Annotated in this window: 9 protein-coding genes; 8 read left to right on the top strand and 1 reads right to left on the bottom strand. The window is 52.9% G+C overall.

The window, feature by feature from the left end; translation table 11 throughout:
• The first annotated feature begins 312 nt into the window (after positions 1-312).
• From FYC48_RS11420 to FYC48_RS11445, 6 genes are all read left to right on the top strand, one after another.
• Positions 313-1,914, top strand: coding sequence for a hypothetical protein (locus tag FYC48_RS11420; protein WP_149496831.1), 1,602 nt, complete (start codon positions 313-315; stop codon positions 1,912-1,914).
• A 491-nt stretch (positions 1,915-2,405) separates the two neighbouring features.
• On the top strand, positions 2,406-3,890 hold the full coding sequence (locus FYC48_RS11425; RefSeq protein WP_235034207.1) for a sulfatase-like hydrolase/transferase: 1,485 nt from the start codon (positions 2,406-2,408) through the stop codon (positions 3,888-3,890).
• A gap of 102 nt (positions 3,891-3,992) precedes the next feature.
• Positions 3,993-4,445: a DUF695 domain-containing protein gene (locus FYC48_RS11430; protein ID WP_235034208.1), complete on the top strand. Its 453-nt coding sequence runs from the start codon at positions 3,993-3,995 to the stop codon at positions 4,443-4,445.
• 505 nt (positions 4,446-4,950) lie between these two features.
• Positions 4,951-7,830, top strand: a complete 2,880-nt coding sequence (locus tag FYC48_RS11435; RefSeq protein ID WP_149496833.1) for a PSD1 and planctomycete cytochrome C domain-containing protein — start codon at positions 4,951-4,953, stop codon at positions 7,828-7,830.
• A gap of 82 nt (positions 7,831-7,912) precedes the next feature.
• On the top strand, positions 7,913-9,361 hold the full coding sequence (locus tag FYC48_RS11440) for a DUF1501 domain-containing protein (protein ID WP_149496834.1): 1,449 nt from the start codon (positions 7,913-7,915) through the stop codon (positions 9,359-9,361).
• A 329-nt stretch (positions 9,362-9,690) separates the two neighbouring features.
• Positions 9,691-10,317 carry a PIN domain-containing protein gene (locus tag FYC48_RS11445; RefSeq protein WP_149496835.1) on the top strand — a complete coding sequence of 209 codons (627 nt, stop codon included), beginning with the start codon at positions 9,691-9,693 and terminating at the stop codon, positions 10,315-10,317.
• A 160-nt stretch (positions 10,318-10,477) separates the two neighbouring features.
• Here FYC48_RS11445 and FYC48_RS11450 read toward each other — a convergent pair whose 3' ends face one another.
• Positions 10,478-11,824: a hypothetical protein gene (locus FYC48_RS11450; protein ID WP_149496880.1), complete on the bottom strand. Its 1,347-nt coding sequence runs from the start codon at positions 11,822-11,824 to the stop codon at positions 10,478-10,480.
• 789 nt (positions 11,825-12,613) lie between these two features.
• Here FYC48_RS11450 and FYC48_RS11455 point away from each other — a divergent pair.
• On the top strand, positions 12,614-14,167 hold the full coding sequence (locus FYC48_RS11455) for a sulfatase (protein WP_235034209.1): 1,554 nt from the start codon (positions 12,614-12,616) through the stop codon (positions 14,165-14,167).
• Between the two features lie 515 nt (positions 14,168-14,682).
• A complete protein-coding gene (locus tag FYC48_RS11460; protein ID WP_149496836.1) occupies positions 14,683-15,723 on the top strand; it encodes a methyltransferase in 1,041 nt (346 codons plus the stop codon).
• The last annotated feature ends 18 nt before the right edge of the window (positions 15,724-15,741 follow it).

Below are 15,741 nucleotides of genomic sequence, written 5' to 3' on the forward strand. Positions count from 1 at the left end.
GAATTTTGTGGAAGAATGTTGGGCCGTTGCCGTCGCAGGCAAAGGACGAATCGAGAAATCGCTACAACCCGCACAATCGGCAAACTGTCCTGTATCCTTTCTGAACTCGTCGAGAAACTGGGCAAAGGGTCAGGCAAATTGGTAAAGCTGGCGCGGCAGGACACGTCTAAAACGCCGCTTTTTTCGGCGTTTTTTTCGCTTTTCGCTAACGTCCTGCGTACCCTTTAGAGGTGACCGTGTCAGAAAACGATTCGGGATCTCTTACGCACTCCATGACCAATGCAACACGACGGTATTCTGACGATGCCTCGCATGAAAACTATTACCCTCCTTGCCTTCGCTACCACGTTAGGATTTGAAGCCACCCTCGGTTCGCTTCTCAATCCCGTCGTGGCGCAGGATTATTGCTTTCCGCAAACGTATCGCATGCGGCCGACCACGATTTACGAGCCACAAACGGTGACTCGGATGCGTCCCGTGGTTCGTACGGAGATGGTTGAAGAGGAAGTCACGTCGTACCGTCCCGTCGTTCGCGAACGTACCGAGACACGCGAGGTCACCGTGCCGGTCAACACCGTCGAGACCAGCTTCCGCGAAGAGCGTTACACCGTATGGAAGCCGGTTACGAAAACTTCGTACCGGGACGAAACTTATCAAGAGACAAAGTACGTCTCCGAAACGGCGGAGCGAGAGGAACAGGTTACGACGTTCCGTCCCGTGACTGAGACGTCGTACTACCAACAGCAGTACACCGTGCAGCGACCGGTAACAGAAACGGCATACGTCCAGCAGCAATACACCGTTCAGCGTCCCGTCGTGGAAACTCAGATGCAGACCCAGCAATACACGACGCTGCGTCCGCAGACCACGATGGAAAACCAAACGATCGATGCCGGTGGCTACGTCCCCCAAACAACTGTCACCCCCGGTGGCGTTGGCTACGCAATGCAGTATCAGCGAGCACTTTACGCGACCCCAGGTCCGTTGGGTCTGTTTGCCCGCGTCCGCGGTGGGAACGTCGTCGCACCGTACTACCAGCCACCAACATCACAGACCCAATACGTCTACCGACCAAACTACATTCAGCAACAAGTCGCTCGGACGTCGTACATGCCTGTGACCGAACAGGTGCAAGTACCCGTGCAAGTTCAGCGGACACAGACTGAAGTCGTCACTCAAAACGTTCCCGTCCAACGCACTCGTTATGAGTCGGAATTGATCACCAAGAAAATTCCAGTTGAAACGACTCGGATGGTGCCAACAACCGTCGTCCGTAAAGTGCCGTACATCGTCCAGCGTCCGGTCACCGAAACGCACACACGAAAAGTTCCTGTCACCACCCAAGAATGGGTGACAGAAGAACGCGTTCGCAAAGTTCCGGTGCAGGAAACTCGTACGAGTTATGTGACCAAGAAAGTCCCTTACACGGTTCGCTACACCGAATACGAAGCGGTGACGCAAACGGTCCGTAAACCCGTGACTCGTGAAGTGATGGAGCCCTACACCGAAACAATCACGGTGCCTCGTCAAGTCATGCAGCGAGTACCTTTGACGTATTACGATGCCTACAGTCCCGCCATCCTTAGCGGTTACAGCACCCTGAAACCGGCCATCGAAACGAACGAAGAGTCGACCGAGTCTCCCTCCGATCAAGATTCTAATGCCATCGAACAACCAGAATCCGAATCGCAGCTCTCACTTCGCCCCGCCGAAACGTACAGTGGCGAGCCCGAAACGCGATTGAAGTCCTTCGAATCTGTTTTGCCTGCGCCAAAGCCAAGCGATCAACGCGATTCGTCCGAGCCTTCTGAATTGAACGGTCCCGACAACTCGGAACCATCCGAAAACGATCCAACCGTGATTAATACCGGATGGAAGATACGCTACACACCACAGTTTTCGCGTTCGATCTAGAACTTCGTCAACCTCCGAGATGTACGGCTAGCCGCATGGCGTTCTCCACGGTTTCGGTGCAATAACCGGGGCAGCCCACCGTCGGCTGATGCCCCGAATCCGAACGTTGGGTCTAGACGGAGCCCTAAGCAGGCAAACACGAGTCTTTGGGTTTAAACATCTGGATAACACCTTCCCGCTTGCGGGAGGGTCGGACGAGCAAACGGCCGGGGAGGGTGCCCTCTCCGGGCCTGAAGGCCCGACTCTCCCAGTGGGAGAGTGAAATGACTTAAGCCGAATCTTTCGTGTTCAACTGCTTAATTCTCCAAACGCAACAATATCCGTAGCGAAAACCAGTGATGGCTTTCCGCAACGTGGCTCAGGGACCTTCGGGTCCCTTTTTTTGTACTTAGGCGCCGTTCATCGTATTGATCATCGTGATCTGATAAACTGCGATAACTCGTTTTCCCACCTTTGGTCTCTTCCCGACAAAAGCTTCCCGCGACACCTCGATGACCATGACAGTTCTTCCCCGGCACAGCAGCCTAGTGCCCGTGTTTGTAAAGTCCCTGACTGCGATCCTACTAGTCTTTCTCACGGCCGTGGCCGCGCGTCCGATCCACGCTCAAGAGCGTCCCAATATCGTCTTCATTTTTGCCGATGACCAGTGTTTTGACACCATCGCGGCACTCGGTAACCAAGAAATCGAAACCCCCAATCTCGATCGACTTGCCAAACGCGGTACCGTCTTTTCACATGCTTACAACATGGGGTCCTGGAGTGGCGCCGTCTGCGTTGCCAGCCGGATGATGTTGAATTCCGGGCGATTTCTCTGGGAAGCAGAGGCTTGCTACCAAGATGCCGAGCAAGAACGCCAAGCCGGGCGATGGTGGGGCGAACATATGAAGAAGGCTGGCTATCGGACGTACATGACTGGCAAATGGCACTGTCGAGCAAACGCGGAAAAGTCATTCGATGTGGTCAGGGATGTTCGGGGCGGAATGCCAAAGCAAACCCCCAAGGGCTACAACCGCCCGTTGATCGATGAGTCGACCGGAGAAACAGTTGATCCTTGGTCGCCCAGCGATCCGCAGTTCGGTGGATTCTGGCAAGGCGGCACGCACTGGAGTGAAGTCGTGGCCAATCACTCCGAGGCGTTTATGAACGAAGCAAGCCAGATCGATCAACCGTTCTTCATGTACCTTGCATTCAACGCCCCTCACGATCCGCGACAATCGCCCGCTGAATACGTCGCGAAGTACCCCATCGAAAACGTAAAACTGCCGGAGAATTTTCAACCGCTATATCCTTATGCCGAAGAGATGGCTGCCGGACGAAAATTGCGAGACGAAAAACTTGCCCCGTTTCCACGCACGCCACTGTCCGTGAAAACACATCGCCAAGAATACTACGCGATCATTACGCATATGGACGCAATGATCGGCCGCATCCTGGATTCTCTCGAGCAGACGGGAAAACAAGACAATACCTGGATCTTCTTCTCTGCCGACCACGGATTGGCGTGCGGTCAGCACGGGTTGATGGGCAAGCAGAACCTGTACGATCACAGCGTTCGTGTTCCATTGATCGTGATCGGCCCTGACGTTGCCGCCGGCGAGCAAATTTCCGAACCGGTGTACTTGCAAGACATCATGCCGACATCACTGGAACTCGCGAACATCAATAAGCCGTCACACGTTCAATTCAATAGTCTTCTACCGCTTCTTGACGGTGGTGAAAGTCCCTACGAATCGATCTATGGGGCGTACCTTGATCGTCAGCGCAGCATTCGTACCGGTCAGCACAAACTAATTGTCTATCCGACCGCAAAAGTCATCCGATTGTATGACATTCAGTCGGATCCTTTGGAAATGCGAGACCTTGCCAAACAATCCGAACATGCCGCGACAGTGCGAGAATTGTTTACGAAGCTCGTCGCCCTGCAAACTGAGTTGCATGACAGTTTGGATTTAGGAGATTTTGATCAGTACCAATAGTGCGATCACCAACGCAAACCAGCTCAAACGCGGTTCGATCTAGTTCCGGAAAACGTTGATGATTGATTTTACATACCAACCTATCGCTCAAGACCAAACGTCATGCCGTTAAACGCAAACGATCTTGACCCGAATAGCCACGAGTGGATGCTCGGTCAAATCAAACTTGAAGACGGAAACTTGTTCGTTCGACTTAATCGATCGGCCGAACAACTGGCAGGAACGCCGGAACTTGGAATCAAGCTTGGATTTGCAATCCCTTTTAATCGACCACCACAAGGGGGAGTTCCTAACGCCGACGAAAACCAAGCGATCGCTCCGCTTGAAGACGAAATTATCGAAACGGTTCTCGAACAAGCGACCGGAATTCACGTGTTGACGTTGACCGCACCGAACGTAAAGGAGCTGGTTTTTTATATTGCCGAAGTTGCCGATATCCAGTCGATGCACGAACGGCTGCGCGCCAGCTCAAAGACGCACGACGTCCAATGCATGGCCGTGCGCGATGCGAACTGGGAATCCTTCCGAGAATTTTTGCCACCCACAGATGGCTAAAGTCTGTCTAGTTCTCCGATTGGAGCACGTGACCAATCGCTTGGAATCACCCCATCAGTCGACGGTCATTTGCGCCGGTGATGACACCTTAATCCGCGGCTCACGACCAACCAGCGAATCCTCATTCCAAGCCGCGAAACGTACTTTGCCGGGTCCCTGAAAAGGTTTCCTTCCGCGAGTTTGCCGATTGAGATAGAATGAGGTTAGACACGATTGTCTTTCTGGGAAAAGCAACGACTGCGCCCGGAAGCAAATTTGGCCCGATGAGCGCTCCGGGCTTTATTTCCTGATCACCGGCTGCTGCCCTTGCGGGTGTGGTCGCGTCAAGAAATGATTTGCCGTCGTGCCCCCCCACAGCGATGCTGCCCACTCATTGGAGTGGCACCTGCTATGGCTTGACTGCCTTAGTGGGTGGTGAAACTTCACCAGCACTGCTCCCACCTCAAACGATTCTGAAGGAGATACGGCGACCGTGTTTTCTCCACCGGAACCTCTAAGCTTCACTATGCACACCGACCGCGTCCCCATTCGACGACGAACCTATCACTCGGCATTTTTGGCGGTAGGCATTTTTTCGCTGCTGCTATCCGTCGAGACATTGGCAACGGAAGCAAACGCTGCCGAAGACCGAAAAGAAGCTTTCTTCGAATCAAAAATTCGCCCACTTCTTGTCGAACATTGTGTCGATTGTCATGGGCCCGACGATCAGTCAGGCGAGTTGCGTCTTGACCGTAAGGTTCACTTTCAACGCGGCGGAGGCTCGGGGGCGTTGATCAACTCCGGCAATGCCGATGCCAGTCGACTGGTCAAAGCGATTGGTTACCAAGACAACAGTCTGCAAATGCCGCCAGACTATAAACTCGCCGAAGATGAAATCGAGTTGTTTCGGAAATGGGTCCGTGAAGGAGCCCATTGGCCGGACGAAGAGGCAAGCGATGCGGACGAAACCGAGACGATGTCGTTCGCCGACCAGATCATCGCCCAACGCGAATCGCATTGGGCGTTTCAACCGATCTCAATGCCTCAGCTACCGGAATTCGAGGGAGCGGAAGGATTAACACCGATCGATCGTTTTGTGCGAGACCGTCTCCGCAATGCTGACCTATCGCCAAACCCTAAGGCGGACCGCGAAACCTTAATTCGCCGTGCTTATTTTACATTGATCGGATTACCACCGACCTACGAAGAAATCCAAGCATTTGTAAATGATGACGCCGCCGATGCGTTCGAAAAGCTTGTTGATCGACTGTTGGATAATCCGCATTACGGTGAGCGGTGGGCTCGGCATTGGCTTGACATCGCTCGCTATGGTGACACGAAAGGCTACCTTGCCGGTAATCAGGAGACGCGTTATCCGTTCGCGTTTACGTTCCGTGACTACGTCATTGACGCCTTTAATAGCGACAAACCGTACGACCAATTCATCATTGAGCAAATCGCAGCGGATCGATTGAATCTCGAGGGCGATGATCGTCAATCACTCGCGGCGATGGGCTTTCTGACCGTTGGAAGGCGTTTTATGAACCGGCGTCATGACATCATCGATGACCAAATCGACGTGGTCACAAGAGGCTTCCTCGGACTCAGTGTGTCTTGCGCCCGATGTCATGACCACAAATACGATCCGATTCCAACGGCCGACTACTATTCGCTCTACGGTGTCTTCAATAGTTCCGAAGAGCCAGGAGAACTGCCTCTTCTCGGAGAGCCAAAGTCGACGCCCCAGTACGAGGAGTTTTTGAAAGCCCAAGCGGAAAAACAAAAGGAAGTCGATGTCTGGGTCGAGGAACGACGTGTCGCGACCGAGGATGAGCTACGCAGTCGTATCGCTGACTACTTGGTGTACTTTGCCGAAGAAGCTACCCAGGGAAAAAACGCAAAGCAAAAGTACCAAGGCAAACGTGGTCCACTACGACGCGCGGCTGTTCGTCGATGGCAAAAGTTTCTGACAACCCCCAACGAATCCTCGGGACCGGTTTGGGATCTGCTTCGCGCGATGGCCGCGATTCCTGCTGACCAATTTGCAGAGCAATTGCAATCACTTTCTCAAGTCGACGCAGATGCGAAACAATCGCCTGCGCTGAAGCGTTTGCTCGGTCAGCTAAGTTCCTCTCAACCCCAAACATTGGTCGAAGCGGCCCAATCGATCGGTGATCAGTTTGAAGCTGTCTACCAGCAGTGGAAAGACGCGAAGAAGGCCGACGAAAATCTTCAGCAACTTGAGGAACCGGGAGACGAAGCGCTTCGCCAAATCCTCTGGTCGGCGACCACGCCGACCACACTGAATCGCGATCAAATGATCAGTCATTTGGATCAAAGTGAACGCAACCGATACAACCAATTAAAAAACCAGGTTAACGGAGTCGAAGTCACTCATCCCGGCGCTCCGTCGCGTGGCATGGTGATGGTCGATAAAGCGAAGGCAATCGAACCGGTGATCTTTCGACGTGGAGTACCTGGAAATCGCGGTGACCGTGTGCCTCGGAGATTTCTTCAAGTACTAGAAGATGTCGATGGGGGGAAGCCATTCAACGACGGCAGCGGACGTCTGGAACTGGCGCACGCGATCGCCAATCCCGATAATCCCTTGACCGCTAGGGTCATCGTCAACCGACTCTGGCAACACCACTTTGGCGACGGTCTCGTTCGAACTTCGAGTGACTTTGGGACCCGAGGTGATCCGCCGACACACCCTCAACTCCTCGACTATTTAGCCGCGGACTTTATGAATGGCGGATGGTCGATAAAGCAGATGCAGCGACGCATCATGCTGACGGAAACGTGGCAACAATCGAGTGACCTACGTGAGCACGCGGCAACGGTCGATCCTGAGAATCGACTCCTTTGGCACATGCCGCGTAAGCGACTAGAATTCGAAGCGCTTCGAGATCGACTGTTAGTTGCCGCGGGCCGCTTAGATGATCGCATTGGCGGACGCTCGGTAATGATCCACGAAGACGCAACCCGACGTGGCCTCTATGCCTACATCGACCGCGAAGATCTCCCCGGATTACTCGCCAACTTTGACGTGCCAAGCCCGGACGCAAGTCGGGCCCAACGAACGAAGACCACGGTCCCACAACAATCGTTGTACTTGATGAATTCTCAGTTCGTGATCGGTCAAGCCAAGGCTCTGGCGAAACGCTCTGCCGAGTCAATTTTAGAGAATAGCGGCGATGAAACCACCGAACGAATTCGACGAATGTACCGTCACGCACTTGCTCGTGATCCGAACGACAACGAACTGAAACGTGCGGCGGACTTTGTCACATCAACTCCCACCGTCGCTGACGATCATCAAGAACCGGCGTCAACGCCCCTCAATACCTGGGAACAGCTTGCACAGGTTTTGTTGCTATCCAATGAATTCGCATTCGTCGATTAGAACATTTGATCGACCGACCGCGGGCGCCAGCTCTCGGTCCACTCACCGAACGATATTGACTATCACAAATTTGATCTGAACCATGCTGAATCAACTCGCACATCTCAATTCGCCGCCGGCGACTCGTCGCGAATTTCTAAAACGCAGTGGAATCGGCCTCGGATCACTCGGCCTCGCTGGCGTCATGTCGGATGACACGTCGAGCAATCTATATGCGTCGAGCGGCCTGAACCCGATGGCCCCGAAACAACCACAGTTTCCGGGCAAAGCGAAGGCGGTCATCCACCTTTTTCTCAACGGCGGACCGTCGCAAGTCGACACCTTTGACCCCAAACCCGCCCTGGAAAAGTTCCACGGCAAGTCGATCCCGCTTAACCTAAGGACAGAACGCGAAACAGGCGCGGCATACCGATCACCGTTTCAATTCAAACGTTACGGTGAGAGTGGCATCGAAGTCAGCGAGCTATTCTCGCATGTGGGCGAAAGCATTGATGACGTCTGTGTGATTCGTTCGATGCACGCGGACGTTCCTAACCATGAACCTTCGCTGATGTTAATGAATTGTGGCCATGCTCAATTCGTACGACCTTCGGTCGGATCCTGGGTCACCTATGGACTAGGCAGCGAGAACCAGAACCTGCCGGGCTTTATCGCGATGTGCCCCAATGGTTATCCGATCAAAGGCGCCGAAAATTGGCAAGCCGGTTTCTTACCAGGGGCATACCAAGGGACCTACATCAACAGTAAGCACAAAGACATTGAACGTTTGATTTCTAACATTCGCAATGCGGCTGGGCTCGATCGAAACCAACAACGGCGTCAGTTGGATTTGCTGCAGCAGATGAATGAACAGCATCAAGAACAGCGGCAGCATGACGCGGAACTTGAGTCGCGAGTCCAGAGCTTTGAACTTGCCTACCGAATGCAAATGGAAGCGACCGACGCATTCGACATCAGCAAAGAACCCAAACATGTGCGAGAAATGTATGGTGATTCTGTACAAGCCCGGCAAATTCTCATCGCTCGCAGACTCGTCGAAAGAGGAGTGCGTTATATCCAGCTTTGGCACGGCGCGGGGCAACCTTGGGATAGCCATGACAAGATCGAGGAAAATCACCGGCGTCTGGCCGGCGAATGCTCACAGGCGATCGGCGCGTTACTGAAAGATTTAAAGCAGCGTTCGATGCTCGACGAAACCCTTGTGATCTGGGGAGGCGAATTCGGTCGCACACCAACGGTTGAATTACCGAAACCCGGTGCGAATGCCGGGACGAACAGCGGTCGAGATCATAACCACTACGGATTTACAATGTGGTTGGCCGGAGGTGGAGTCAAAGGAGGCCATGTTCACGGTGCGACCGACGAATTCGGTTTTCAGGCCATCGAAAATCGCGTTCACGTGCACGATCTGCAAGCGACAGTTTTGCACTTGCTGGGATTCGATCACGAACGTTTAACGTATCGTTACGCCGGACGCGATTTTCGCCTGACCGATGTCCATGGAAACGTAGTCCATGACATCGTCGCATGATGCACGTCCTTTGCTTCGTTTGAAAACATAACAACAAGGCTTGATTCAACGGACGCTAGCATCCGTTTTTGCAGCGAAACTGTGGTTAACGCCGATCGGCTAATCCAAGTTTCAACAAGTTGATGGAACCTCAAGTCATCTCTTTAAAGGACCTAGGATCGCTACAACCGGATGTTTGCTCGATTAATCTTCACAATCCTCGATCAATAAAGTTTCGATTAGAAAAAAACGCAGGATCGACCTCCTAGGTTTTGGTCGAGAGATCTCGCGAAGTGAGATCACCGCTTCTGATCCATCCGTGCATATCGTTGGCCGTCAACGTCCCGGTCATGACTTCGAAACACATCGTTCTGATCGATTTCGAGAACGTCACTCCCACAAGTCTCGACGGACTGAAAGAAGTACCACTATTGGTTCTGGTTTTTGTCGGCGCCAAACAGACAAAAATACCGTTCGAGCTGGCGTTCGCATTGCAAGGGATGGGACACGCCGGCCGCTACGTTAAGATTTCCGGCAGTAGCAAAGACGCACTTGACTTTCACATCGCGTTCTACATCGGCGAACTTTCGGTTGCACATCCCAACGCGCGATTCTTCATCGTTTCAAAAGACGGTGGTTTCGATCCTCTGATCGAACACTTGGCAGAGCGTAAGATAGACGTCCGACGCGTTGTAGACCTAAAACACATCGGCAAGCCAACGCCGTTGGCCGAAGACATTGACGATGAGGCGTTGGTGCAAGCTTTAGTTGAACGGCTTCAATGTAGTGTCAAATCCAGACCGAGGACAATCGCGACGCTCTCAAACTGGGTTCGCTCGACCATCCGAACGTTAAGCGTCAGCGACACTGCTCGACTGCTCCGGCGATTGAAGACGGAAGGCTATATCCGGGTTAACGAGAACAACATTGTCTACCAGCTTCCTTCGGCGGACGATAATTCCGACGCGCCTTTTTAGTAGCTCCCCCATCCATAGCCCGAATGCATTCGCGGCGGACATGTTTCGCCTATCGCTGCCCACACCGCCGCCGGACGATGTCAAGCAATCGGCTTCGGAGTCGATTCACCGTGATTCTCTGTTTTGAACGGAGCAGTCTACGTTCTCTGGGAACAACGATTCAGTTTCGACGAGTAACATCGTCACTTAGCATGGCACGCTCCCGGTCAACATATTCGGGAAGAGTATCACGCAGAATCTCGGCAATTTCTCGTCGAAGATGACTCGACAGATGATCGTATTCGTCGGAACGGTTTCTTCCATTCAAGATCGCGGCTAATTTCGTCAAAACTTGGTGCCGGGCCACGTCTGGTATTCCAGCGAATGCATCCGAGTGAATGAGGTAGCTACACGGATACTTTAACAATCGAGTGCTCAGATCCAGTTCGCGAAGCGTTCGCCCCTGAGAATCTCGTTTGCCTCGCGATTGAAATTCTGTCGAAAAACTCGTGGGGCCCGACACCGGATCAGTCAATCGAAATTCCTCGCAGAACAGCAAGTAGTAAAGCAAGTCATCCGTGACCGCATCGATGCGTCGCTTCGCGCTATCACTGACAAACCCTTCCGGACGCTCGAGCAATTCGTTCATTTGAAACGATTGATGGAGTGCTAGACGAGTTTCGTAGTTTGCCGCCGCGATCGCATTGTGCATCTGAGTCTGATGCTCCAATACCATCAGCGCCACGATGTCACTGTGCGGTGTCAGATAAACATCGGTCCGGAAGTGATCCGACAGATCGAGCACACCAGCACCTGCGTCGCGATCAAATGTCGTTTCGTCTCCTTTGCAAATCGTGTTTCCCATGTGACGCATTTCACCATGGGATCCCGTGACGTACCAACCTCCCCAGCGTTCTTTGAAAGGGCTGGTGTGATCGGTCGTGAATGTCCCACTGCCAAGCTTTGGGCGACCTGCCGCATCAGGAAAAACACTTCGAACCAAGTAGCCGGGGATCCCCTGAGTTCGACTCGACGCGTGACAAGAGAGGCAGCCACCTTTATCGCGTACAAAACGTGGTCTTTTCTCCGCGTCTTGTTCAAGCGTGTAAAACGTCGCCCCCTGCTTCGCGTCTGTAGCGGCGATCTCGATCACGTCCCCCCGTTGGCAGTACCCTACGTAGACATCGTCGTTGAAGTACAGAGCCCGCGGTCGGCGTGGCGAGATTCTCGAAAGCTGCAAGCTGGTCTTTGAAAACACCAACGATTGTGAGGACAGCGGCACCTCGAGCTCTTTCAGCAGTGATTTCAGATAGCCGTACTGCGGATCGTAATCCAGCTTGACGTCACCGCTTTGCAAACGTGATTCAAGCTGTGCAACCCGATCATTGACCTTTGCATTCAGGTAGTCGATCGGTTCCCGTTCGTACGTCACGCGTTGTGCCATCGCGTGTGGCTGGCAGACAAACCAAACGTAGGTCGAAGCCAGGATCACGGCGTTAAACCATCGGCAATTCAGGTGAAACAACATCAAACACTGCCAAGAGATTTCGGTGAGCGTGCGGGCGAACGGTTGACCGCGAGCGTGCATCAACAACGGCGAAAACCAATCTCGCTATTGTGCACCCCAGTGTATAGGTTAGGCAGGACAGTGTCAAGAAAGCGTGCAGCCGGGGGACTCAGTGATCATTGTGTTTGAGGGGATTGCCAGCGACTTACCGAAAGCAAGATACTCGTCAAACGCCCCCGGGTCCGCTGGCTTCGCGACTCGCACGAAAGGTCGTCAAGGAATTTGAGCCCGCCACGCAGACACAGCCACGTGGTGCTTCGCTAGACTAACGATCTAAGCGTTTGAATGGATGCGATAGGCGTCATCCGGTGGCCAGTGCTTCGTTCCATCTCAAAATACGATTTCGGCTCATCAGCCAACGGGCGTTCGCCCCGGTTACTACACCGAGACCCTGGCTAACGCCACTCGGTTCATCCGAATTTCAAACGTTGACGGGGCGCTAGTGCCGCGTCTGCATTTGATGTTTGGAAACGTCCCGTCGGCTGATCTGAGCGTCAGCTATTGAAAAAAACACCCGTGTCGGTTGATCAACGCAAAACCGGCGGAATACGGTATACGCCAACCACCCCGCTTTTGTTGACGATCATTGAATTAGCGCGACGTTATCGCCCAAGTTCAAGTAGCATTGCCCGAGCATACGCGCGTCGGTTGACGCCCCGCCCGCGAAGTCCCGTTCTTGACGGAGCATTCGCACAAGCGATTTGATAAAAACGATAAGCAACTGATCTCCAATACTCTTTCGGAATTACCATGCAGTCTAGCACCACCACAACGGCTTTCGTCCTGTTACTTGCTTGGATGATGCACGCGCAACTGACGACGTCGGCGGCGGAGACACAGCCCAATATTATGGTGTTCCTGGTCGACGACATGGGGATGATGGACACCTCCGTTCCAATGCAAGTCGACGAGTCGGGAAATCCCAAACGTTATCCGTTAAATGATTTCTATCGGACGCCATCGATGGAGCGTTTGGCCAAAACGGGGATTCGGTTCAGTCAATTCTATGCGATGAGCGTCTGCTCACCGACTCGATCGAGCATCATGACGGGGCAAAATGCGGCGAGGCATAGGACGACAAACTGGATCAACCCACGAGTCGATAACGCCGGCGAAAATGGCCCGCCGAATTGGAATTGGAAGGGACTCAAAGAAGACGACGTCACGCTGCCGGGGTTACTGCGAAGTAAAGGCTACACAACGATTCACGTTGGCAAAGGACACTTTGCCCCCAGCGGTCACGTCGGCGAAGATCCGAGCCGTCTAGGGTTCGACATCAATGTGGCCGGTGCCGCGTTTGGTGCACCGGGCAGCTATTACGGTGAAAAAAACTATGGTGCCCTAACCAAACGCTCACATCACGCAGTTCCACACTTGGAACAGTATCACGGCACAGAAACGTTCTTAACCGAAGCGTTGACGATCGAAGCTAAAAAGCGCGTGAGTGAGACGGTCGGTAAGGGCGAGCCGTTCTATCTGTATTTCTCACACTACGCAGTTCACGCTCCCTTCGAAACGGACCCCCGATTCTTGGAGCACTATCAGAATTCGGGTAAATCCAAACAAGCCCAAGCATTTGCTACGTTGATCGAAGGCATGGACAAGTCTCTTGGTGACATGCTCGACCACTTCGAGGCATTGGGAATCGCCGAAAATACTCTCGTCGTCTTTCTGGGAGATAACGGTACTGACGCACCGCTCGGACATCAACACGAAGTAGCCTGCGCGGCACCGTTGCGTGGAAAAAAGGGAGCACATTACGAAGGTGGAATGCGGGTTCCGTTCATCGCGTCGTGGGCGAAAAACGATGACGCGAATGCGTTCCAAAAACAACTCCCCATCCCTTCGGGCAAAATTCAAACGCAAGTTGCTAACGTGACCGACCTATTCCCAACGTTGGCAAAGCTGACCGCTGTTTCGGTGCCGGAAGGGCATACCATCGATGGGTTTGATTTATCGACCCTGCTAACTGGCAAACAAGACTCGTCGCGTCCGGAGCAGTTTTTGATGCACTATCCACATGGTGTGCATCGCAGTAACTATTTCACGGTGTGGCGTGATGGTGATTGGAAAGCAATCTATCATGCACTACCGGAGAAATTCGCCAAAGAGAAGCGAGTTCAAAGTGAAAGTCACTACCAGCTTTTCAATCTGGCGGACGATCCGTTTGAGCAAAACGATCTGTCCGAATCACACCCCGAGGTGCTAGCGAAAATGATTACTGAGATGGCCGACCAGCTTGAAAATCACAACGCAGTCTATCCGGTAGATGACAACGGAAACATGTTGAAGCCAAGCTTGTAAATCGCTCGCCGATTTAGAAACCAAGTTTCAAAGATGTCACAAGTGCCTAACTTCATTGGAGCATGCTCGACCAAGTCATCAGCAGACGGGCGTTAAACAGATAAACGCGAGTCTTTGGATTTAAGTATCTGGATAACACATTCCCGCTTGGGGGAAGGGTCGGACGAACAAACGCCCGGAGAGGGTGCCCTCTCCGGGCCTGAGAGCCCGACTTTGCAATGACTTAAGCCGAATCACTCGTGTTCAACTGCCTAGCCCCGGTTATCGCAACCAAACCGTGGCTAACGCCATGCGGCTTATCACCAATCCAGATGTTGATAAAGGCCTCGTGGATCGTCCAGAGTAAACCGTTCGGGGCAGATGACCAATTGATGTCTGAGAGTTTGTAGACAATGTCGATTGTCAATTCCTAAGGTCGAGTCGGTCAAAGGCGTTCTCCGCAGGGACTCCTTGCATTGTACTGCCGCAAAGGGAACACTGTTTGTTACGGCCCACCCAAACACCGTCGGTAGCAAATGACAAACTTCGATCTTGGAAAAAACCCCGCAACTGACCCCGCCCTATTACTCCGGTATCGCGATCGGCAATACGCAGCCGATTTGATGGCAGTTGCGATCCTCAAATTGAATCTGTTTTCGTGGATCGATGCCCAACAAGTCGTCTCGACGAAGCAAATTGGTTCTGAATTTGGGTTGGCCGAACGTCCTTTGGATGTCTTGCTTACACTCTGCCGTGCCGGAGGCTGGGTCACAACCGAAGCTGATCAACACCGGTTGACGGAGCTTGCTGAAGAACATTTGGTCGATTCGTCACCCTACTATCTAGGCCCTTATTACGAACCGATTGTCGAATCCCCGATCGCCCAGGGGTGCTACCAAGTTCTATCCCGTGATCGTCCGGCGAACTGGCAGGCTAAAGATGATTCCAACGATTGGCATGAATCGATGCTAGATGAATCGTTCGCAAAAGGCTTCACGGCGTTGATGAATTGTCGTGGCGTCGCAATGGGCCAAACGCTTGCTTCGGCGGTACAGCCTTGGCTGTCAGATGTCACGACAGTTTTGGATATCGGCGCCGGATCTGGAATCTATACCTCGACGTTGCTCGCCAAGAACAATCAACTTTCGGCAACGATCTTCGAACAAACGCCCGTCGATAAGATCGCCCACGCAGAAATAGTTCGGCACGGGATGGGAGATCGAATCAAAATCGTTAGCGGGGACATGTTTAAAGACGCATGGCCGACCACGGATTGCATTTTGCTTTCGAACGTATTACACGACTGGGACTTTCCGGCGATACGAGCGTTGATCCAGAAGTCGGCAGAGACACTACGATCGGGCGGAAAAGTCATCGTGCACGAAGCGTTTCTAAACGATGCCAAAGATGGGCCTTTGCCGGTCGCCGAGTACTCGGTCTTGTTAGTCAACATCACTCAAGGCCGTTGTTACAGTCCGGCTGAGTACACTGCGATTTTCGAAGAGTTTGGTTTTCGGTGCGATCCCTACAAAGATACAATTGCCGACCGTGGTTTCTTCGTCGCGACAAAACTTTAGACGATCATTCATTGGATT

It is taken from the genome of Roseiconus lacunae (genome assembly GCF_008312935.1).
GTDB classification, from domain to species: Bacteria; Planctomycetota; Planctomycetia; order Pirellulales; family Pirellulaceae; genus Stieleria; species Stieleria lacunae.